The organism is Plantactinospora siamensis (genome assembly GCF_042434095.1).
Lineage (GTDB): Bacteria > Actinomycetota > Actinomycetes > Mycobacteriales > Micromonosporaceae > KBS50.
In genome coordinates this window covers 95201-117747 of sequence record NZ_JBHLUE010000026.1, presented here as the reverse complement: position 1 = coordinate 117747, position 22547 = coordinate 95201, and the positions used below count along the sequence as shown (strand labels likewise).

The following is a 22547-nucleotide window of genomic DNA, read 5'->3' as shown; positions in this document are numbered from 1 at the left end:
GTGGCGTGGCCGGCCGGCCCCCACGCCGGCCGGGTCAGCTCTTGGCGGCCAGCAGCTGGTTGACCTTGCCCTCGGCGGTCTTGAGCAGCGCGTCGATGTTCGCGTTCGGGTTGGTCAGCACGCCGGACATCGCGGCGTCGAGCACCGCGTAGATGGCCTGGGCGTCGCGGGGCTCGCCCTTGATCGGCACCGGGTTGGCCTCGAAGAGCGCGAAGTTGGCGGTGTCCACGTTGGCGTTGGCCTTGCGCAGGTCGAGTTCCTGCTTCTGCGCGTCGCTGCCGTTCGTGAACAGCAGTGGCTGGGGCAGGCCGACCGGGTAGTTCTGGGGCTTGGCCCGGGCGTAGTCGAACTGTCCCTTGCCCGGCGTGAGCTTCTGGTAGGCGATCCACTTCAGACCGGCCTTGACCTGGTCGGCGGAGAGACCCTTCTTGAAGAAGTAGCCCTCGCCACCGCCGAGGGTTGCCTTGGCCAGGCCGTCCTGGCCGGGCAGCGGACCCATGGCCCAGTCCTGGTACTTGCCCTGGAACTGGCTGACGATGGCCTGGGTGGCGTCGGGCGCGCCGATGAACATGCCGACCTTGCCGGCGCCGGCGTTGGTCAGCAGGTCGCCCCACTGGAGCAGCTGCCGGCTTCCCATGCTGTTGTCGCCGTAGCGCATGTCCTTGAGGTTCTGCAGGACCTGCCGGCCCATCGCGTTGTTGAAGTCGGCCTTCTTGCCGTCGGCGGTCAGCACCTGACCGCCCTGGGCGTACAGCAGCGAGGTGAAGTGCCACCCGCCGGTGTTGCCGGCGCTGTACTCGGAGTACCCGGCGACGCCGCCGCCGAGGGCGGCGATCTTCTTGGCCGCGACGCGCACCTCGGGCCACGTCTTCGGTGGGTTGCTCACGTCGAGTCCGGCGCGCTGGAACAGCGCCTTGTTGTAGATCAGGCCCATCGAGTAGTTCTTCACCGGTACGCCGTAGAGCTTGCCGTCGTCGGTGAAGACCTGCTTGAGCGCCGGGTCCACGCTGTCCCAGGTGGGGATCGTGTCCTTGTTGACGTACGGGGTGATGTCCATCGCCTGGCCGGAGTCCAGCACCTGCTGAAGGTCGGTCATGTAGCCGTAGAAGACGTCGGTGACGGTGCCGCCGGCGAGCCGGGCGGTGAAGTCGGGCGGGTTGTTGCACTGCTCGCCGACGCTGACGCTCTTGACGACGATGTTGGGGTTCTGCCGCTGGAACTCGGTGACGTCGTCGTTCCAGTTCTTCAACAGTTCCTTCTGCGCGCCGACCGGCTGGCAGTCGACCGTGATGGTGACCTTGCCGCCGGCCTCGCCGGCGTCGCCGCTCTTGGTGGAGCACGCCGCCAGGCTGAGCCCGAGGCCGGCCGCGAGCGCCAGCGCCGCGACCCTCCGGTGCTGCGGTACGGACATCTGTCCATCCCTTCGGGAACGGATGTATCGATTGACTTCACTGATCTGCGGTGACCGCGCGGCTGCCGGCGCCCCGGGGTCCGGTGGAAGTGGAGTCAATGTAGCGACACAGACTCTTTACAGCAAGGTCTCGACCTAATGACGAAAGAATGCGACTTCGCGACGGCTGGATGAGACAGCAGGCTTCGGAGACGCGAAGCGGTCGCCGGCCGCAGGTGGACGCGGTCGACGGCCGGATGGCGCGAGGTGGCGCCGAGGCGGTGCGGGGTGGCGCGAGGGATCAGGGGCGCGGCGCGGGCGCGGTGGAGCCGCGGACCACCAGCTCGGGTTCGAAGAGCAACTCGTCGTGCAGCACGCCGGCGCCCTCGATCTGGGTGACCAGCAGGTCCACCGCGGCCTGACCCATGGTCTCGATCGGCTGCCGCACGGTGGTCAGCGGCGGGTCGGTGCAGGTCATGAACGCGGAGTCGTCGAAGCCGACCACCGACACGTCGGCCGGCACCGCGCGGCCGAGCCGGCGGGCCGCCCGGATGGTGCCCAGGGCCAGCACGTCGCTGGCGCACACGATGCCGGTCGCGCCGCGCTCCACCAGCTTGGTCGCGGCCACCCGGGCGCCCTCCATGGAGAAGCTGGAGCGCTCGACGAGGCCGCGATCCTCGCCCCAGCCGGCGACCCGGACCATCGCGTCCAGCTTGCGCCGCGAGGGCACGTGGTCCACCGGGCCGAGCACCATGCCGATCCGCTCGTGCCCGAGCGACCGCAGGTGCCCGTACGCCTGCTCGACGGCGACCGCGTCGTCGGTGGACACGCGCGGGAAGCCCAGCTCCTCGACGCCGGCGTTGACCAGCACCACCGGCAGCCCCCGGTCGGTCAGCCGCCGGTAGTGCTCGTGCGAGGCGTCGGCCAGCGCGTACGAGCCGCCGGCGAAGATGACGCCGCTGACCTGGTGGTCCAGCAGCATCTCCACGTAGCCGGACTCGGGCACGCCGCCGATGGTGCGGGCGCAGAGCGCCGGGGTGAAGCCCCGTTGCGCGAGCGAGCCGGTGACCACCTCGGCCAGCGCCGGGAAGATCGGGTTCTGCAACTCCGGCAGGACCAGTCCGACCAGCCGGGCCCGTTCCCCGCGCAGCTTCGTCGGGCGCTCGTAGCCCAGCACGTCCAGGGCGGTCAGCACGGCCGTGCGGGTCGCCTCGGACACCCCGCCGCGGCCGTTGAGCACCCGGCTCACGGTCGCCTCGCTGACGCCCGCCTTGCGAGCCACCTCGGTCAACCGTTTCGTCACGGCGGCAATCGTACGTCAGATTCTTGCAAGAACTGAACGGTGGCACCGACAGGCGGCGGCCCGGTGGGTCGACGGAAGGCCGAAATATTCGGCCAGACCGATGCTTGAAACACGACAGCGGCCAGGAATAACATGAGGAACCTTGTTGACGGGCGCTCCCGGCCCCTGCCGAGAAAGTGGGTGCTCCGATGCCACGGAGCGTTCGACGCGCGACGGGACGCCCCGTCGTCCCCCGGATCCTCGCCGCGGCGGCCGGCGCGGTCATCCTCATCGCGGCGCCCGGCACGGTCACGCTGGCCGCACCCGGCCCGGCGCTCGCGACGTCCGAGCCGCCGCCACCCCCGGCGGTCACCCGCGCCGCCCTCGATCCGGCCCTGGTCGCCGGCCGCGGCGCCGCCGTCGACTACGTCGAGCAGGAGGCCGAGCGGGCTCGGACCACCGGCACCGTCATCGGCCCGGACCGCTCCGCCTACACCCTGGCCGGCGAGGCGTCCGGCCGCCGGGCCGTGCGGCTGGCCCCGGGCCAGTACGTCGAGTTCACCCTCCCCCGGGCCGCCAACGCGCTGACCGTGCGGTACAGCATCCCGGACGCGCCGGGCGGCGGCGGAATCACCGCGCCGCTGCGGGTGGCCGTCGGCCGGACGCCCGCGCGCACCATGACGCTCACCTCGCAGTACGCCTGGCTCTACAACCAGTACCCGTTCACCAACGACCCGGACGCCGACCTGCTCCACCCCGACTGGTGGATCACCGAATGCTCCTGCGTGCCGGCCGCCACCACGCCCGCCCCGGTCATCGGCAAGCCGTTCCGGCCGCACCACTTCTACGACGAGCAGCGCCTCCTGCTCGGGCGGACCCACCGGGCCGGCGAGGTCGTCCGGCTGACCGCGCCGGTCGACACACCCGCCGCCTGGACCGTGATCGATCTGCTGGACGCGCACCTGATCACCCCACCCCGGGTGCTCCGCCACGCGGTGAACGTGCTGGCCTTCGGCGCCGACCCGACCGGTCGGCGCGAGTCCGCCGACGCGTTCGACCGGGCCGTCGCGTACGCCCGGCGGGTGAACCGCCCCCTCTACCTGCCACCGGGCGCCTTCCAGGTCAACCGGCACATCGTCGTCGACGACGTGACGATCGTCGGCGCCGGCAGCTGGTACACGGTCGTGCAGGGACACCAGGTCACCCTGGACACCCCGGCGCCCGACGGCTCCCGGCACACCGGCGTCGGCTTCTACGGCCGCGACGCCGCCGCCGGCGGCAGCCACGACGTGCACCTCGCCGGCTTCGCGGTCGAGGGCGACGTCCGCGAGCGGATCGACACCGACCAGGTCAACGGCGTCGGCGGGGCGCTCAGCCACAGCACGATCGACGGCCTCTACCTGCACCACACCAAGGTCGGCCTGTGGTTCGACGGACCCATGACCGACCTGCGGGTCACGAACACCGTCATCGCCGACCAGATCGCCGACGGGCTCAACTTCCACACCGGCGTCACCCATTCGTCGGTCACCAACACGGTGGTCCGCAACACCGGCGACGACGCCCTGGCCATGTGGTCGGAGGGGACCCAGGACGCGGCCAACACCTTCGCGTACAACACCGTGCAGTCGCCGGTGCTGGCCAACGGCATCGCGCTGTACGGCGGCGCCAACCTGACCGTCGCGCACAACCTGATCGCCGACCCGGTACGCGAGGGCAGCGCCATTCACGTCGGCGCCCGGTTCGGGGCGGAGCCGTTCACCGGCCGGATCGAGATCACCGGCAACACCACGGTCCGGGCCGGCACCTACGATCTCAACTGGAACATCGGGCTGGGCGCGATCTGGTTCTACGCGCTGGACCGCAGCATCGACGCCGACATCCGGGTGACCGGCGACGCCTACCTGGACAACACCTACAACGCGATCATGCTGGTCAGCGACTGGCCGGTGAAGGACAGCGTACGCATCGACAACGTCGCGTTCCGCGACATCCGGGTCGACGGCGCCGGCACGTCGGTGGTGAGCGCCCGGTCCGCCGGCGGGGCGAGCTTCGCCGACGTCGACGCGCGCAACGTCGGCGCGGTCGGGGTGAACAACTGCGGCTCGTTCCACTTCACCGCGGCCGGGTCGGAGTTCGGCCTGACCGATCTCGGCGGCAACGACGGCGGCTGGCTGGCCCCGTGGCTGCTGCCCAACACCATCACCTGCGACGACCGTCCGCCGGTGGTGCCGCCGCCGCCACCGTCGCGCTGGCCCTGAGGCCGCCGGGGCCGCGTCCGGGCAGCAACAGGCCGCGGAGCGTCGAGTCCGCCGGACGGCTGCGGCGCCGGTCAGGCTCTCCTCGGGACGTCAGCGCGGCCCCGGCGCGCTGGCGAACCGGTCGGTGGCCTCGACCAGTCGGTGCACCATCCCGGGTTCGTCCAGCGCATGCCCGGCGTCGTTGACCAGGTGCAGGTCGACCTCCGGCCATGCCCGGTGCAGGTCCCACGCGGTGGCCGGCGGGGTACACAGGTCGTAGCGGCCCTGCAGGATGACGGCGGGGATGTGCCGGATCGCGTCGACGTCCCGGATCAGTTGACCCTCGTCCAGAAAGCCGGCATGCGCCACGTAGTGGCTCTCGATCCGGGCGAACGCGACCGCGAACCTCGGCTCGCTGAAGATCGCCTCGATGGCGGGGTCGGGGTGCAGCAGCATCCCGGCGGTCTCCCAGCCGGTCCAGGCCACCGCCGCCGCGACCCGGACCCGCTCGTCGGGTGATTCCAGCCGCCGCCGGTAGGCCGCGACGAGGTCGTCGCGCTCCCCGGCCGGGATGTGGTCGCGGAACCGTTCCCACGCCTCGGGCAGCAGCCGGCTCGCGCCGTCGCGGTACACCCAGGCGCGCTCGGCGGCGCGCAGGGTGAAGATGCTGCGCAGCACCATGGCCCGCACCCGCTCCGGGTGGGCCTGCGCGTACGCCAGGGCGAGGGTCGAGCCCCACGACGACCCGGACAGCACCCAGGTGTCGACGCCCAACTCCGCGCGCAGCCGTTCCGCGTCGGCGATCAGGTGCCCGGTGGTGTTGGCCGCCATGGACACGGCCGGATCGCTGGCGTGCGGGCGGCTGCGGCCGCAGCCGCGCTGGTCGAACAGGATGATCCGGTACGCGGCCGGGTCGTAGGCGCGGCGGTGGTCCGGCATGCATCCGCCACCGGGACCGCCATGGACCACCAGCACCGGCGTGCCCGCCGGGTTGCCGCATTCCTCCCAGTACACCTGCTGCCCGTCGCCGACCTCCAGCATCCCACTGCGGTACGGCTCGATCGGCGGGTACAGGCCGCGCGGACCATGCTCGCGCTCCCCCACAATTGCCCTCCCCGGTGCCCGGCCGTGCCGAGCGACCGACGCTACCAGGACCGGCGCCCGCGACGTCGCGGGACGACACGGCGGCGGCGCGCATGGCCGGTCCTCAACGCCGTGCGGGCCGCGGCTCGATGCCGCGGCCCGCACGAGCAAACGCGCAGTCAGGACTTGAACGCGTCCTTGATGTTCTCACCGGCCTGCTTCAGCTTCGAGCCGGCCTGGTCGCCCTTGCCCTCGGCCTCAAGGCGTTCGTCGTCGGTGGCCTTGCCAACGCCCTCCTTGACCTTGCCGCCGAGTTCCTCGGTCTTGTTGTCAACCTTGTCATCGAAAGCCATGGCGATCCCTTTCAGGTCGGAGTGCGAGCGACGTCTACTTACCCAGGGCATCGCAAGAACACTCCCGCACGTGCCGGGAGACCGCCAGCGCCCGGCACCGGCGGCCGTGGCCGCGCGCTCGGCCGAGCCGCATCAGCGCACCGAGACGGGCGGGGATGGCCAGATGTTACCGGCCGGTTCGGGTGACCAGGGAGATCAGCTGGTCTGCGGCCGGCGCCGAGGAGGCGGGGTTCTGACCGGTGACCAACAGCCCGTCGGTCACCACGAACGGCTCGAAGTTGCCCACCTTGTCGAATTCCGCCCCCTTGGCGATCAACTCGTCCTCCACGAGGAACGGCACGACCTGGGTCAGGCCCATGGCCTCCTCCTCGCCGTCGGTGAACCCGGTGACCCTCCGCCCCGCGACCAGCGGCTTTCCGTCCGGCGTCGCCGCATGCCGCAGCGCCCCCGGCGCGTGGCACACCAGCGCGAGCGGCTTCTCCGTCGCGAACATCCGCTGGATCAGCCTGATCGAGCTCTCGTCCTCGGCGAGATCCCACAGCGGGCCGTGGCCGCCCGGGTAGAACACCGTGTCGTAGTCGTCGGCGGACACCGAATCCAGCCGCAGCGTCTGGTTGAGCTGGGCCTCCGCGTCCGCATCCGCCTCGAACCGGCGCGTCTGATCGGTCTGGAAGTCCGGCTCGTTGCTCTTGGGGTCCAGCGGCGGGCGCCCACCCTTGGGCGAGGCGAGCGTCACGTCCCACCCGGCGTCCCGGAACCGGTAGTAGGGCGCGGCAAGCTCCTCGAGCCAGAAGCCGGTCTTGCGTCCGGTGTCACCCAACTGGTCGTGCGAGGTCAGCACCATCAGTACCTTGGTCATCGTGCCTCCTGAAGTAGTCGGTCCAGCCCCTACCTGCAGTGGATCACGGCGCGGGCGATGGTGTGGCCGAACCTTCAGGCGCTCACGAGCGAGGGTCGCCGACCGGGCCGAGTTCCCCGGGGGCCTGGCGCCGTGGTGGGGCGACGAGCGCCGCGTCGGCGACCCGGTGTGAGGGCTCCGGCCGGGCGCGCTGATGACGCGCGGCCCGACCGGAGGCCCCGCCTACCGGTGCGGCCGGGACAGGTCCAGGTCGACCTCGGCCGGATGCGCGTCCCGGAACGCCTTCAGCTGGTCCTTGATGTCGTCCCAGCTGCCGTACCCGTCGATGCCCTGGTAGGACCAGAACAGGTAGCCGGCGTAGCCGAGCGACCAACTGTCGTCGATCTTGGTCTGCCGGGTGAAGTACCTGTCGTCCTTGGCCGGCAGCTCACCGATGATCACCGGCTTGCCGTCCGTGTTGTAGAACGACGGACCGCGGCCCTCCCACGGCGAGAAGTCGTAACCGTCGCCCTTTTCCCAGTCGTACCAGTGCACCTCGTAGAAGTCGCTGTACGCGTACCGCCGGGCCGGCCCGCTGACCTGGGCCCGCAGGGCCGCGTCGGACCACCAGTTGCCGACCGTCACGTCGGCCCGGGTGGCGCTGAGCCACTTGTACGCCCCGGAGCCGGCCGCCACGACCAGCTTGTGGCCGTACCGGTGCAGCGCCACCACCTGCTGCGCGACGAATCGCTGCATGACGTCCAGCGGGATGAGGTCCCGGTCACCGGGGCCGGTGGCGCCGTTGCCGGTCCCCCACACGTCGTCCGAGGCGACGGTGAACTCCGGCTCGTTGATCACCTCGTAGCCGAGCAGCGCCGGGGCGTGGGCGTACCGGCGGGCCATCGGGATGAGCACCCGGTCGAGATAGCTCTGCGTCCTGGCCGGGTCGGTGATCAGCTTGGTGTGCGTCGGGCGGACCTGCTGGTAGCCGGCCGAGGTGTTGGTCAGGTCGACCGACCAGAGGGTGAGCAGCACGGCCACGTTGTGCCGCCGGGCCCGCTCCAGCAGATCGTCGAGGTTGGGATAGAAGGCGGCCGGTACGCCGGTGACGGTGTCGTCGGCGGCGAACGTCGGGCTGCACCGGCCGTCGATGTGCAGCCAGAACCGGACCGAGTTCACCCCGTACGCCTGCAGGTTGCTGAACATCGACTCGAAGGCGGCCGGGTCGTACTGGCAGCCGATGTCGGTGCCGAAGGTGTTCACGCTGCCCCACGGCACGTTGACGCCGTTGAGGAAGATCTCCTTGCCGTTGAACGGGAGCCGGTTGCTCGGCGTCGGCCGGTGGTGACGATCGGGCGAGCCGGTCCGGCTGTCCGCCCGGCCGGTCCGGTCGCCGGCCGGCGCGGCGACGGCGGGGCCGGTGGCGGTGGCGACGAGGCCGGCCAGCAGCGCCGCGGCGAGCAGCGCGCGGCCGAGTCGGCGGGTGCGGGTGGTGCGCATCCTTGCTACCTCCTCAGTGTGGTGGACCTGACGGGTGGAGCGGGAAACGTCGACGTGATCGGGACGAACCGGCCCTCGGTGGCGGACCGGTCGAGTGCGCACATCACCTCCAGAACGTGGTGGGCGAGGTCCCCGCCGGCCTGGTGCGGCACCCCGGCACGGATGGCGGCTCCCATGTCGAGCACCCCGATGCCCCGGTGGTTACCGGCGGCCGGGGCCTCGATCACCTCCGGCGTGTCGGCCCCGAGCGGCCAACGGGTGATGGTGCCGCCGAACGCGTTCGGGTCCGGCAGCGCCAGCGTCGCCTCGCTGCCGGTGATTTCGACGAAGCCGTGCCGGTTGAGCGGCGAGTCGAAGCTGAAGATCATCGTGGCGGCCGCGCCGGAGGCGTACTCGACCATCCCCGAGACGTGCGTCGGCACCGCCACCGGCACGGTCGTACCGGCCAGCGGACCGTTCGCGACCGTCCGGCTCGGCCGGGAGGTGCGGGCGACCGAAACCGCCCGCTCGGCCGGCCCGAACAGCAGGGCCAGGGTGGTGAGGTAGTACGGGCCCATGTCGAACAGCGGTCCGGCGCCGGGCTGGAAGAAGAACGCCGGGTTGGGGTGCCAGACGTCCGGACCCGGGCCCTGCATCAGGGTGAGCGCCGTCAGCGGGGTACCGATCCCACCGGCGGCGATCAGCTCACGGACGGCGGTCAGCCCCGGCCCGAGGACGGTGTCCGGCGCGCAGCCCAGCCGCAGCCCCCGCTGCTCGGCCAGGGCCAGCAGGGCAGCCGAGGCGGCCAGGTCGGTGGCCAGCGGCTTCTCGTTCCACACGTGCTTGCCGGCCTCCAGCGCCGCCTTGGCGACCGGCGCGTGCGCCGCCGGGGAGGTCAGGTTGACCACCAGCTCGACCCCGTCGTCGGCCAGCGCCTCGGCGGGCAGGCCGTGCCGGCCGACGCCGTACCGCTGGGCCTGCCGGGCCGCGGCCGCCCGGTCCAGGTCGGCGCACCAGGCGACCTCGACCGTCGGCGCGGCGCTCAGGGTGCCCAGGTACTCGCCGCTGATGTTGCCGCAGCCGATCACCGCCACCCGCAGCGGCGCCACGCCGGTCACCGCGCACCCCGCGGGTAGCCGGGGCCGTGCTCGAACAGCCACCGCGCGCTCTGCTGCACCGCCGCCAGCACGTCGGTGGCGCACCGGTCCAGCTCCACGATGTGCCATTGCGCGGACGGCGCGGCGGCGAGCGCCTCGACGACCGGTACCCGGCCAGCGCCGACGGCCGTCATCGGCGCCTGCGGATCCGTGGCCGGACCGTCCTTGACGTGCAGCAGGCGTACCCGGTCGCCGAGCCGACGCAGCAGGTCCGGCATATGCTCACCCCCGACGGTCGCCCAGTAGATGTCGACCTCCAGCACGACCCGCGGATCGAGCGCGTCGGCCAGCACCTCCAGCCCGGACCGGCCGTCGACCCGGTTGGCCAGCTCGAACTCGTGGTTGTGGTAGCCGACCCGCACTCCGTCGTCGGCCAGCCGGGCGGCGACCCGGTTGAGCCGGTCGGCCAGGTTGAGGATGGAGTCCCGCTTCTGGAACGTCTCGGCGGCGATCCACGGAAAGATCGCCGTGTCGGCACCGAGCACCCCGGCCACCTCGACCACCTCGGCGGGCGCCCAGTCCAGCAGGTCGGCGTGGATGCTCGACACGGTCAGGCCGGCGGCGTCCAGGTCGGCCCGCAGCCGCCGCGGATCGTTGCGGACGTCGATCGGCTCGATCGCGCCGTAGCCGGCGTCGGCCAGCTCGCGGAGCACCTCGGGCCGGCGCTCGACCGGGGTGTCCCGGAACGTGTACCACTGGACGGCGAGGGGATTTTTCATCACCGATCTCCTTTGCTCAGGTCGTTGACGCATCGGACGACACCCGGCGCGGCCCAGCCCGGGTCGGCGGCCGGGACGTCGGTGTGGATGGTGAAGACGTGCCGCTCGCCGGGGAGCAGCGTGATCATCTGCTCGTCGACCACGGCGGCCGGGTCGATCAGGTCGGCGAGCACCACCAGGTCGCGCAGCAGCGTCTGCGCCTCGACGGTCAACGCGACACCGGAGCCGTCGGGCAGGTCGGCCGGACAGATCCGGAGGCGGGCCGGCGGCAGGTCGACCGCCACGTCCTCGGCGAGCAGCCGGCGGACCGGCGGCCCGTCCGCGTGCGCGGTGAGCAGCAGCGCCGCCGCCGGCACCTCGAACGGCAGGCTGTAGCGCCCGGCCGGGGCCAGCTCGACGGGTTGGTCAAGACCGCCCAGCAGGTCACCGTCGAGGTCGTGCAGCTGCACCCGCAGCGCGGTCCGCCACGGGTCGGGCGAGTTGTTGACCAGGTGGACGACCGGCCGCCGGCCGGTTGCGCCGGTCACCGTCAGCAGCCGCGGCGCGTACGCGCGGCGGACCGCGTACCAGCTGGGTTTGCGCCGTTCGTCGCCGTCCACCATGGCCCAGGAGACCACCGGCCAGCAGTCGTTGAGCTGCCACAGGATGGTCCCGGCGCAGTGCGGCCAGAGCGCCCGGAAGTGGCCGATGCCGAATTCGACGGCCCGGGCCTGGTTGAGCTGGGCGAGGTAGTGCCAGTCGGCGGTGGCCCGCCGCGGGTCACCGGACGGGATCGCCGGCAGGTGCGGACGCAGCCCGTCCAGGATCTTGCGTTGCCCGCTCTCGGCGCGCTGCCGGTTGGTGGACGCGGCGGTGTCCCAGCCGAGGGTGGGATCGCTGGTGGCCCGGTCCATCGTGGACCGCGCCGGCGGGCCCTGGAAGCCGAACTCGGCGACGAACCGGGGCTGGTAGCCGGCGTACGCCGAGTAGTCGCGCTGGTTCCACACGTCCCACACGTGCATGGTGCCGTGCGCCGGGTCGTTCGGGTGCACGTCCGCCGAGCCCGAGTACGGGCTGCCCGGCCAGTAGGGGCGGGTCGGGTCCAGCTCGGCGACCAGCGCCGGCAGCAGCTCGGTGTAGTAGCCCAGCCCCCATGGCCGGCCGGCCAGCGGCTCCTGCCAACTCCAGTCCTGGAAGCCCCAGATGTTCTCGTTGTTGCCGTTCCACAGCACGAGGCTCGGGTGCGGCGCGAGCCGGGTGACGTTGTCCCGGGCCTCGGCCAGCACCTCCGAGCGGATCGGCTCCCCCTCCGGGTAGGCCGCGCAGGCGAACAGGAAGTCCTGCCAGACCAGCAGGCCGGACTCGTCGCACAGGTCGTAGAAGTCGTCGGTCTCGTAGATGCCGCCGCCCCAGACCCGGATCAGGTTGACGTTGGCGTCCAGCGCCTGCGTCAGGCGGCGCCGGTAGCGGGGCCGGTCGACCCGGCTGACGAAGCAGTCGTCCGGGATCCAGTTGACCCCCCGCACGGCCACCGGCACGTCGTTGACCCGGATCACGAACGGGGTGCCCGCGTCGTCGGGCCGGGTGTCCAGCTCGACCCGGCGGAAGCCGATCCGGGCCTGCCAGCGGTCCAGCTCGGCACCGGTCACCGGGTCGGCCAGCCGGACCGTCAGGTCGTACCGCGGCTGGTCGCCCATCCCCACCGGCCACCACAGCCGGACCTGCGGCACCGTCAGGGCGACCGGTACGGTGTCGGCGCCGGCTGGCAGCTCAACGGTCCGCTGGTGGTCGTCGACCGCCACGGTGACGGTCAGCGGGCCGGTGCACCCCTCGGCGCGAACCACCGCCACCTGGGCGCTCACCCGACCGGTCAGGTCCTCGACGGTGACCAGCGGCAGCACCGGCGCCAGCCGGGCCGCCTCGACGGTGACCAACTCGACCGGCTTCCAGATGCCCGCCGTCACCAGCGTCGGTCCCCAGTCCCAGCCGAAGTTGGCCGCCATCTTGCGGACGTACTGGAACGGCTGGTCGTAGGCCGCGGGCAGGTCGCCGAACCGGTCCCGCATCGCGTCGGTGTACGTGCGCACCGGGTCGAACTCCACCAGCAGCTCGTTGTCGCCGGCCACCACCAGGTCGGTGACGTCGAAGACGTACCGGCGGTGCATGTTGGCGGTCCGCCCGACCGGTCGACCGTTGAGCCGGATCTCGGCGACCGTGTCGAGGCCGGCGAAGTGCAGCTCGTGGCGGCCGGCGCCGAGCCGGTCGGCGGCCAACGCGACGGTGCTGCGGTATCGCCACCGGGTCCGGCCCACCCAGTGCTGGTGGTCCTCGTTGCGGTCCAGGTACGGGTCGTCGAGCAGGCCGGCGGCCATCAGGTCGGTGTGCACGCAGCCGGGCACGGCGGCCGGCAGCACCGCCCCGGCCACCGCAGCCGGCACGTCGGGGCCGGCTTCGACGGCGCGCAGCGTCCAGCCGGCGTCGAGAGGGGTTCTGGTCGTCATGCGGCGGTTCTCCTGTGCTGTGCTGCGCCCACCGGGGACCGGTGAGCCACGTTGGGGGGCGGGGAGGGGTCGAGATCGACCTCGACCATGCGGGCCGGGGCGCCGGGGACCGCCGCCAGGTCGACGCCGGTACGGTCGGCGCCGGTGACGGCCAGGCCGGCCGGCAGGTCCAGGCCGAGCCGGAGTGGGCCGTCCGCCTGGCGCAGCCGGACGGTCAGCGGACCGGTCGCGGCCGCAACCGTCGCGGTGACCCGGGTCAGGTCGCCCGGCTGCGGTTCGATCCGGGCAAGCCGGCCACCGGCGGCCTGGATGGCGTAGCCGACGATCCCGTCCACCAGTGCGATCAGCGGGCCGGCGGCGCAGTGGCTCCACTGGTGGTGGCTGTCCGGCCGGGCCGACCACATCTCCTGGATGGTGCCGTTGTGCCGGATCGAGGCCATCGGCGCCCACCGGTCGCGCAGCTCGTCGAGCACCGGCTGGATCCGCCGCCGGGCCACCAGGGCGCCGAACCGCCACACCGCGTTGGCCGGGTAGGACAGCCCAACGGACCGGTCCGGCCCGGCGAGCAGATCGGTCATCGCGTCCAGCGCACCGCCGGGAGCCAGGTCGTAGCGGACGGCGGTGGCCAGCGACCGGTCGTCCAGCCGGTAACCGTCCGGGCCGTCGGCCCACGGCAGGTTCGCCACGTACGCCTGCCGCTCGGGCTGCCAGAACGACGCCTGGACGAGTTCGAGCAGCGCGTCGGCGAGCCGCCGAGCCGCCTCCGCCTCCGCCGGCTGCCCGGCCAGCTCGGCCAGCGACGCGTATCCGCTGCGCAGCATGGCGACGGCGTACAGGTTGAACGCGCAGGTCTTGTCCCGCTGCTCGGCGAAGGCGTCGTGGTCGATCCACACCTGCGGCGAGCCGAGCCCGGTCACCGGCAGCAGCCCGGCGGTGTCGTGCCACCGGCGCAGGTAGGCCACGAAGCGTCGCAGGGGTGCGAAGACGGCGACGGCGGTGTCCCGGTCGCCGGACTCCCAGTAGTGCTGCCAGCAGTCGAGGACGAAGCCGATGCTGTGATCGACCATCGAACCCCAGCCGGTCAGCTCCAACTCCCGCTGGCCCAGCCGGACCAGCCGGTCGTGACCGGGCCAGCTGTCCAGGAAGTACCCCTCCCGGGTCAGGCCACGGGCATAGGTGCGGATGAACCGGGCCGATTGCGCGGTCGCGCCGAACAGCAGGCGGGAGACCCGCAGCTGGTGGCTGCCGTCGCCGCTGTACTGCTGGCGTTCCCGGCCCATCCCGTCGACCACGGCGTCCTGTGCGCTGTTGCGGATGGTGTTGAGATTCGCGGTGAGCACCCGGTCGACCAGCGGGTCGGCCAGCTCGACAACCGGTTCGACCGGCCAGGGATACTCCCGCCGGCGGAATGCGACCCGGCCGATCCGGACCGGCCCGTCCGGGTTGCGCACGTGCAGCTGGATCCAGCGGCAGCACTCGTACTCGAACGGCTCGTAGCGGACCGGCGTGCCGCCGAGGATGACCCGGGACCAGCTGAACTGGCCGTGGTCGAGCCATCCGGTGGCGGTCGGGTCGTGCCCCTCTGCGGTGACCACCTCGACGGTGCTGCCGGCCGGACCGGCCAGCTCGACCACCGGCCAGCCGACCCGCTGCCGGTCCAGCCGGTAGGTGACGTACCAGGACCGGCCGACCGCGCTGGCCGGCAGCATCAGCTCACCGGTCTGGCTGTCACCGCCGTCCCCGCCGGCGGACGGCCACCCGACCGCGCCGGCCGACGACGACCCGTCCCGGCCGGCGGACGGCGACCCGGCCGGGCCGGTGACGGCGGCGCCGGGGCCGGTCGACCGGGTGTCCGGCGACGCCGGAGCGCGGAAGTCGAACCAGTCGTCCGGATCGGCGGACCAGTGCACCGATCCGCGGTCGGTCAGCTCGACCGGCAGCAGTCGCGTCTCGTCCAGCATCGGGATCGGCCGGTCGATCAGCGTGCCGGGTTCGAGCGGCCGCGCGTCACCGACGATGTCGGTGAGCGGACCGCCGATCGGCGGCCGGTCGGACGGCACGTCCAGCGGCACCGCCGCCCGCCAGTCCAGCCCCGACCCGGCCGGCCCGGTGCTCGTGGCCGATCCGGCCGCCCGCAGGTCGGTGATCTCCTGCCAGCCGCGCAGGTAGGACCGGCGCCGGCCACCGGGGCGCCGGGTCCGGTCGACGGCCACCTGCCACCGCTCGTCGGTGCCGATCACCTCGGTACGGCCGTCGGCGTGGTCGAGGTCGAGCCGGCAGATGAAACCGGGCCGGCCGGCCACGTAGGTGCCCTCGCCGGTGCCGAAGTAGACCACCTCGGCGGCGATCGTGTTGCTGCCGGCCCGCAGCAGTCCGGTCAGGTCGATCCGGTCGACTTCCAGCACGCGGGGATCGCAGGGTGCGGGTCCCCAGCCCACCCGTTCGCCGTTCACCGTCAACCGGTACCGGCTGTCGGCGCTGAGCCGGGCGACGGCCCGGCGGACCGGACCGTCCAGGGTGACCTCCCGCCGGCAGCGGACCACCGTGTTGGGCAGCGCACGCTGGCCACCGATCCAGATCCACCGCGCCGGGGCGAGGTCGACCGGCGGTTCCACCGCGACCCACCGGACCCCGCCGGTCATGACGGGCCGCCGCCGGTCATCGCTGGGCTCGACCCGGCGATGAGCAGCCGGTATCCCCACGGGCCCAGCGCCACCGCCTCGCCGGCCGGCACCGGCTCGCCGGTCACCAGGTCCGACCAGCCACCGCCGACCGGGCCGCCGGCCGGCCCGCCGGCACCGCCGGGCGGCCCGCCGGCACCGCCGGGCGGCCCGCCGGCACCGCCGGGCGGCCCATCGGCACCGCCGGGCGGCCCGCTGTCCGCCGGGCGGAGTCGGGTCGGCTGCCAGGACCAGTTGGCGTAGAGGTGCACCCGGCGACCGTCCGGGGTCCGGCCGGTGCTGCGGCGTACCGCGTCCGGCAGGTCGGGCCGCTCCACACCGGCGTCGGCGAGGACCCGGGCGGCCAGCCAGCGGCCCAGCTCCGGATCGGGCACCGTGCCCACCACGGTGATCCAGCCGGCGCCGACCGCGACCCGGGTCGCCGCGGCGAACCGACCGAAGTACGGGTGCGCGTACCGGGCCAGCACCGCGACGTTCTCTCCGGTCGGCAGCAACCCGTCGGCCCAGCCGGTGGCCAGCCCCGGCGGCGGTTCGCCGGCCAGGTCGCCGCCGGCCCCCGGGCCGACCGGCAATGGCTCGATCAGGTTGCTCGACTCGTCGTAGTCGATGCCGGCGGCCCGGATCAGCTCCGGAAAGGTGGTCCGGGCCCGGGCCAGCTCGTCGGCGTAGCCGGTGCGCGGGCCGAGCACCAGGTGCCCGCCGGCGCGCGCGTACGCCAGCAGGGCGGCATGCTCGTCGTTTCTGCCGGCGTACAGGGTGGGTACCACGGCGACCGGGAAGCGACGGGCCAGCGCCGCCGGGTCCTCGGCGGGGAGGGTCCGCGCGTCCCGCACCGCCAGCTGCGCGCCCACGTCGTGGTACGCGCGGTAGAAGCTGTCCACCAACCGGCCGTACGACTGCGGATCCGGCGCGGTGTTGTCCGGGGTGACCAGCGGCGGCTGGTACTCCAGGGCCCGGCGGCTGCGGTGCGAGGTGACCAGCAGGACCTCGGCGTCCGGCGTCGACCCGGCCAGGGCCGGCCCGGCCTCGCCCAGCACGCCGGCCAGCTCGCTCAGTTCGGCGTAACACCGGCCCGTTTCGAGCCGGTGGTTGAGGATTCCACCGGTGAACGTCTCGGCGCCGAAGTGCAGGGTGTGCCAGTGCCAGTAGCTGACCAGGTCGGCTCCCCGGGCCACCATGGCGAGCGCGGTGAGCAGCCACTGCCCCGGGTACGGCGGGTTGTTGACCTCCGAGGCGCCGATCGAGCCGGCATTGGTCTCGGTCACCAGAAACCGCTCGTCGCGGTACCCGCGCGCGGTGTCCGCCTGCAGGTAGACGTGCCACGCGCCGCTGTCCCGGTTCCACCAGGGAGTGCCCTGCGGCTTCGCCGTCGGCGGATCGGCGGCCAGACCGTCCTGGGTGGCGTGGTAGACGTTCGCCGCCGTCCGGTCGCAGCGGGCGGCGATCCCGAGCCCGTCCGCGGCCGGCTGGTGCGCGGCGATGCAGGTGGTGATGAACTGGTCGGGCCGGGCATACCGGCGGACGATCGCGACCTGCCAACCGATGAACTCGTCCACCAGCGAGTCCTGGTAGGTCCGCCAGAGCAGGTCGTACGTCGGGTTGGTGTTGAAATCCGGTCGCCACAGCTCGTCGAATCCGGTCAGCCGGTGCGACCAGAAGGTCAGCCCGCACGCCTCGTTGAACGCCGCGACGGTGCCGAACCGCCGCTCGACGTACCGGACGAAACCGGCGAACGCCGAGTCGTTATGCAGCAGGTGCGCTCCCGGCTCGTTGTCCACCTGCCAGCCGACCACCGCAGGGTGGCCGGCACAGCTGTCCGCCACGGCCCGGATCACCCGCTCCGCGTACCGGCGGTAGACCGGGTCGCAGAGGTCGGCGTTCTGCCGGCCGCCGTACCCGATCGGCCTGCCGGTGCGGTCGTGCGCCAGCACCTGCGGGTGCGCGGTGGCCAGCCAGGCCGGGATGGCGTACGTGGGGGTGCCGACGATGACGTCGATGCCCCGCCGGGCCGCGCCGTCCAGCACCGGACGCAGCCACTCGACGTCGAACTCGCCGTCGCGGGGCTCCCAGGTGGACCAGACCGACTCGCCGACCCGGATCACCCGGAAGCCACCCGCGGCGATCAGGTCGAGGTCGGTGTCCAGCCGGTCCGCCGGCAGGTACTCGGGGTAGAAGGCGGTGCCCACCCGGGGCCAGTCCGTCACGCTCGCTCCTCGATCAGCCGGTGCAGGGTCACCTCGGTCAGTCCGTACCGGCCCAGAGCCACGGTCACCAGGCCGTCCGCCCCGGCGGCCCGGTCCGCCGGCCGGTAACCGGGCGGCGGTCGGAAGGTGACCTCCCGGCGCTCCGGGGTCAGGTTGGTGACCAGCGCGGACAGCTCGCCCTGCCGGTCGGTCCCGGTCAGCGAGACCGACGCCTGCGCCGGGACGGCCAGCTCCAACACGGTCCCCGTCCGGTGCGCGGCGGGGGCCCCGGCGGGGAACCGGTCCAGCGGGCTGACCTCGCTGCTCAGGCCACCCAGCCGGGCCTGCCGGCCGAACCGGTACGCGGTGACCGGGTCGAACGCCCCGACCGGGGTGAAGGCATACCGGAACCGGGCCGGGCCGGGCTGCTCCGGGGGCGTGTTGCAGGGCCAGAAGTTGTTCATGACGTACGAGTAGAGATGCCCGGTCCGCACGCCGAACCGGTCCGGCCAGCGGCCCCGGACCAGGTCCCCACAGGAGAACAGCGGCGCGTCGGGGGTGGCCCACAGCACCCCCGGTCCGTTGGCGGCGGTCAGGCAGACCGCGGACTGGCAGGTGAGCCACTCGTTGGCCGCGCCGGGGCCGTGGTCGGTGACCGGCTGCACCCAGCCGAGCTGCCGGTCGTAGTGGACGGCGGGTCGATCCACCCGGAACGGGAAGGCGATCGACAGCGAGGCCATCGCGATGCCGGGCAGCGGGTCGAGCGTAACCTCGAGTTCCGCGATGCCGGCGTCGCCCAGCAGCAGGTCGAGGTGCAGGTCGCGCAGTCCTGCGCCGGTTCCGCGCCAGCGCACCCGCAGTCCCTCCGGGGTTCGCCTGGCCCCGACCAGCCGGACCGTTGGAACCTGCTCGGCCAGCTCGGTCCGGGTCGGGTGGTAGCGCGAGTCAAGTTGGTCGATCCGTTGCCGGTCATGCGGGCCAGCCGCGGTACCGGCGGCGGCGAGCCGGACCAGCTGGCCCAGCGGGTACGGCGCGGTCGGGTCCAGCAGGTCCCGGCCCGTCGGCCGGTGCACCAGGCCGACCGGCAACCCGTCGCCGTCCCGCAGCGCGAGCCGCCAGGTGTCGGTCTCCAGCGGCGCCCCGCCGGTGGCCGGCCGGACCGGGCAACGCTCATCGACCGGCCCGTCGCCGCCCGCTGGCCCGAGAGGTACCGCCGGATCGGCGGATGGCTGCTCGGGGCCGGCCGGGACGGCGTCGGGCCCCTCGGTCAGCGGCAGGAACCGGTAGCCGTGTGCGGGCAGCTCACCGAGGCGTGCCCGGACCCGGCGCCAGCCGGCGCAGGCGCTCAGCTCCTCCACCGGCAGCGGTGCGCCGTCCGCGTCGAGCAGCCGGCCGCCCGGGGGCAGGTCCAGCTCCACCGCCAGGTCCGCGGCCCACGGGTGCGGGTTGTAGCCGAGCACCCCCGGTCCGGTCAGCCCGAGCACCTCGGCGAGTTGGCTCAGCGACCGACGCGCCCCGTCCTGGCCGGTGCCGTACGCGGCGGCCAGCGCGCGCCGCTTCCAGCCGAGCTGGTCGGCGACCGGCGCGGCGTGCGGATGGCTGGTGGCGCGGGCCCAGGTGTAGGTGTGTTCACCGGCCACCGCGAGCCCGTCCCAGGCCCGGTCCAGGCTGTCCCGGTCGGGTCGGTACCGGTCGTCCCACACGGTCAGCGCTGCGGCCAGCTCCTCGGCGGCCAGCACGGTGAGCTGCGCGCTCCGGTAGGTCGCCGTGTCGGCCGCCGCCGCACCGGCACCGTCCTCCCAGAACCCGCCGCTCTCGGATGAGTGCACCGGCAGCCGCTCCCGCAGCGGATGGATCGCCGAGAGGTAGTCCAGGAAACTGGAGACCCGCAGCCGTGGGTAGACGAACCGCGCGTTCCACCGGGCGACGAAGTCGACGTCACCGTCGGCCAGATCCTCGTTGTCGGCGTGCGTGCCGATCACGGCGAGGTCGGTGGGCAGGTGGTCCGGTCGCTCGTAGCGGGCCAGCAGCCGGCCGAATCCATCCGCCGCGCCCGCCACCGACTGCGGGTCGCCCGCCACGAAGCGCAGCTGCGAGTAGTGGTCGGCGAAGTGCGCCAGCACCTCGGCGCCGTCCGGGCCGCGCCACCGCACCGGAGAGGCCAGGTGCAGCTCGTCGCTGCTGTCGGTGGCGGCCCGGTGGTGGTTGGCCATCCCCACGAAGGCCGGCACCCCGGCCGCGGCCAGCACGCTGGGCAGCGCGGCCGGATAGCTGGGTACGTCGGTCAGGTTGGCGTACCGGCGCACGGGGGCGTCGGCGGCGGGCAGCGAGCCGCCGAACCGCAGCGCCCGGCGCAGATCGGCCAGCCCGACCAGGTTGACGAGCAGGTTGCTGTGCAGCGCGTTCACCCCGAGCCGGCCGGCCCGGACGGCCGCCAGCAGCCGGTCCCGCTGCCGGGCGGACCGGGTCCGCCGGTACTCCTGCACCACGACGGCGCCGTCCACACAGAACCGGAAGTCCGGATCGGCGTCGAACCGGTCCAGGGCCCGGTCGATGTTGCGACTGTGCAGCTCCAGGACCTTGCCCTGGTTGTCGGTGAAGCCGAGGTCCAGGTGAACGTGCGGGATCAGGTGCAGGGTCCAGCGGCGAGCCGGGGTGACCCGGACGGTCCACTCCCCGGCCGGGCCGTCGGTCCGGCGTACCGTCACGTCGGCCGGCCCGTCGAGACCGGGCAGCGGGAACCGCCAGCGGAACATGCCGAAGTGCCGGCCGGCCGGCACCGGCGGTACGGCGTACTCGCGGCCGGCGTGCCGGACCACGAGCCCGGCCGGGAACGTCCCGCCCGGCGGCACGGTGACGTCGAGATCGACCAGCTCGACCGGTTCCCCGGCCCGCTCGACGAAGAACGGGGTGGCCCGCAGCGCCACGGTGACCGCCGCCACGTCCACCGACCCGGTCGGGTCCGCCGGACCGGCGGGGTCCGCCGGGCCGGTCGAGTCCGCCGGGCCGGTCGGGTCCGCCGGGCCAGTGGGGTCCGCCGGGCCGGCGCGGTCCGCCGGGGGGATCGGCCGCAGGCTGATCCGGGTCCAGCGCAGCCACGAGCCGAACCAGGAGCCGTAGTGCCGGCGAGCCGGCGGCAGCGGCTCGCCGGGTATCCGGGCGACGTCCGCGCCGGCCGGCCGGTCGGCGCCGGTGGCGGCGTACTCGTCGCTGACCGTGCTCACCGCGAGCTGGTGTCGGCCGGCGGTCAGCCACCGCGCGGGCAGCCGGACGAGGAGCTGGCCGGTACCGGCGATCGGCCCGGGTTCGCCGGTGTGCCGCCGGTCCAGGCGCTCGACGACGGGGTGGTACACCGCCCGGTATCTGCCGTCCAGGACCAGCTCGAGGTCGGGGCACGGGCCCCGGTCGGCCGCGTATTCCAGCCGCAGCTCCGCGTCGGCGGGAGTGTCGATGGTGAACGCGCCGAGCACGCGGTGCGACCGGAACCCTCCGGTCGCGTCGTACACGCCGGGCTGGACGGCCGGCCAACCGCCATCGGGCAGCTCCACCCGGACGGTCGGTGCACCGTCCACGGTCGGCCAGGCCACCTCGCCCGGTGTCGTCGTGACCGACCAGGCCATCTGGTCAGCGGGCACGCTGGTCCCCTCGGGTGACCGGCCCACCGGTGACGCGGGTGAGGAACAGGATCTGCTCCCGCAACTGGTACGTCGCGCCGCCGTCGTGCCCGTTGTACTCGTACACCTGGATCCGCTTGTCGTCGCCGGCCCAGTGGTTGAACGCCGCGAAGACGGTCGACGGCGGGCACACCGAGTCCATCAGCGCGGTGGAGAAGAGGGTCGGGGCGGTGGCGCGGGCGGCCAGATTCACCCCGTCGAAGTAGCCGAGGGTGGTGAAGACCTGGGCCACCCGGTCCCGCCGGTACTGGAGGTAGTCGGCGATCTCCCGGTACGGATACTCGTTGCTGATCTGGGTGGCCCGGCGGAAGCCGCAGAGGAACGGCACGTCGACGATCGCCCCGGCCAGCCCGCTGCTGAGCCCGGCGGCGGCGATGGCCAGGCCGCCGCCCTGGCTGCCGCCCTTGACCACCACCCGCTGCCCGTCGACGGCGGGTAGTTGCCGGAGAGCGTCCACCGCCATCGCGGCGTCGGTGTAGAGCCGGCGGTAGTAGTAGCTGCCCGGGGCGCCGATGCCCCGGGTCATCACCCCGCCGACCTGCGGTTCGACGTCGCCGTCGGGGGTGTCGGCGCTGCCGTAGTAGCTGGACTGGCCGCGGCTGTCCATGATCATGTGCGCGTAGCCGAGCGATGACCAGATGGTCGGCTCGACCGCCGGGCCGCGTCCGCCGCCGTAGCCGAGGTACTCCAGCACGACCGGCAGCGGTCCGGAAGCGTGCTTCGGTACCCGCAGCCAGCCCTTGATCGGTTCGCCCTGGTAGCCGGAGAACGTCATGTCGAACGTGTCGACATGGATCAGGCCGGTCTCCACCTCCGTCAGTTGAGGTGGCACGGCGGCCGACCGCGCGGCGTCGAGGGTCTTGGCCCAGAATTCGTCGAAGTCACCGGACTCGACCCGGTCGGGTCGGTACGCTCGCAAATCCTCAAGGGACATGTCGATCAGCACGGAAGCCTCCTGGGTGCGGGTCGGTCAGGGTGCGGACAGCCG

14 protein-coding genes are annotated in these 22547 nt (G+C 73.1%); 1 reads left to right on the top strand and 13 read right to left on the bottom strand.

Features of this window, described 5'->3' with window-relative positions:
• Window positions 1-34: 34 nt before the first annotated feature.
• Both ACFFHU_RS25900 and ACFFHU_RS25895 read right to left on the bottom strand, forming a co-directional pair.
• Window positions 35-1411 (bottom strand): ABC transporter substrate-binding protein, encoded by a 1377-nt coding sequence (locus ACFFHU_RS25900; protein WP_377342863.1) that lies wholly within the window; start codon window positions 1409-1411, stop codon window positions 35-37.
• Between the two features lie 280 nt (window positions 1412-1691).
• Entirely contained in the window at window positions 1692-2693 is a 1002-nt protein-coding gene (locus ACFFHU_RS25895; RefSeq protein ID WP_377342862.1) for a LacI family DNA-binding transcriptional regulator, read from the bottom strand.
• A gap of 188 nt (window positions 2694-2881) precedes the next feature.
• Here ACFFHU_RS25895 and ACFFHU_RS25890 point away from each other — a divergent pair, with 188 nt between their 5' ends.
• A complete protein-coding gene (locus ACFFHU_RS25890; protein ID WP_377342861.1) occupies window positions 2882-4933 on the top strand; it encodes a glycosyl hydrolase family 28-related protein in 2052 nt (683 codons plus the stop codon).
• 90 nt (window positions 4934-5023) lie between these two features.
• On the opposite strand, the gene pip is transcribed toward ACFFHU_RS25890, so the two are convergent.
• The 11 genes from pip to ACFFHU_RS25835 all read right to left on the bottom strand — a co-directional run bounded on the left by pip (window position 5024) and on the right by ACFFHU_RS25835 (window position 22505).
• Entirely contained in the window at window positions 5024-6016 is a 993-nt protein-coding gene (gene pip, locus ACFFHU_RS25885; RefSeq protein ID WP_377342860.1) for a prolyl aminopeptidase, read from the bottom strand.
• 158 nt (window positions 6017-6174) lie between these two features.
• Window positions 6175-6348 (bottom strand): CsbD family protein, encoded by a 174-nt coding sequence (locus ACFFHU_RS25880; RefSeq protein ID WP_377342859.1) that lies wholly within the window; start codon window positions 6346-6348, stop codon window positions 6175-6177.
• Between the two features lie 166 nt (window positions 6349-6514).
• The gene (locus ACFFHU_RS25875; protein ID WP_377342858.1) at window positions 6515-7207 is read right to left on the bottom strand and encodes a type 1 glutamine amidotransferase domain-containing protein; all 693 of its coding nucleotides are present in this window, start codon (window positions 7205-7207) and stop codon (window positions 6515-6517) included.
• A 222-nt stretch (window positions 7208-7429) separates the two neighbouring features.
• Complete coding sequence (locus tag ACFFHU_RS25870) at window positions 7430-8686, bottom strand: hypothetical protein (protein WP_377342857.1); 1257 nt, start codon at window positions 8684-8686, stop codon at window positions 7430-7432.
• Window positions 8687-8691: 5 nt separating this feature from the next.
• A complete protein-coding gene (locus ACFFHU_RS25865) occupies window positions 8692-9783 on the bottom strand; it encodes a Gfo/Idh/MocA family protein (RefSeq protein ID WP_377342856.1) in 1092 nt (363 codons plus the stop codon).
• A complete protein-coding gene (locus ACFFHU_RS25860; protein WP_377342855.1) occupies window positions 9780-10541 on the bottom strand; it encodes a sugar phosphate isomerase/epimerase family protein in 762 nt (253 codons plus the stop codon). The genes ACFFHU_RS25865 and ACFFHU_RS25860 overlap by 4 nt, the downstream gene beginning before the upstream one ends.
• The gene (locus ACFFHU_RS25855; RefSeq protein WP_377342854.1) at window positions 10541-13021 is read right to left on the bottom strand and encodes a glycoside hydrolase family 2 protein; all 2481 of its coding nucleotides are present in this window, start codon (window positions 13019-13021) and stop codon (window positions 10541-10543) included. The genes ACFFHU_RS25860 and ACFFHU_RS25855 overlap by 1 nt, the downstream gene beginning before the upstream one ends.
• Complete coding sequence (locus tag ACFFHU_RS25850; protein WP_377342853.1) at window positions 13018-15663, bottom strand: alpha-L-rhamnosidase-related protein; 2646 nt, start codon at window positions 15661-15663, stop codon at window positions 13018-13020. Before ACFFHU_RS25850 ends, ACFFHU_RS25855 begins: the two co-directional genes overlap by 4 nt.
• Window positions 15660-17906 (bottom strand): beta-galactosidase, encoded by a 2247-nt coding sequence (locus tag ACFFHU_RS25845; RefSeq protein WP_377342852.1) that lies wholly within the window; start codon window positions 17904-17906, stop codon window positions 15660-15662. Before ACFFHU_RS25845 ends, ACFFHU_RS25850 begins: the two co-directional genes overlap by 4 nt.
• On the bottom strand, window positions 17903-21520 hold the full coding sequence (locus ACFFHU_RS25840) for a glycoside hydrolase family 38 N-terminal domain-containing protein (RefSeq protein WP_377342851.1): 3618 nt from the start codon (window positions 21518-21520) through the stop codon (window positions 17903-17905). Before ACFFHU_RS25840 ends, ACFFHU_RS25845 begins: the two co-directional genes overlap by 4 nt.
• Window positions 21510-22505, bottom strand: a complete 996-nt coding sequence (locus ACFFHU_RS25835; protein ID WP_377342850.1) for an acetylxylan esterase — start codon at window positions 22503-22505, stop codon at window positions 21510-21512. Before ACFFHU_RS25835 ends, ACFFHU_RS25840 begins: the two co-directional genes overlap by 11 nt.
• Window positions 22506-22547 lie beyond the last annotated feature (42 nt).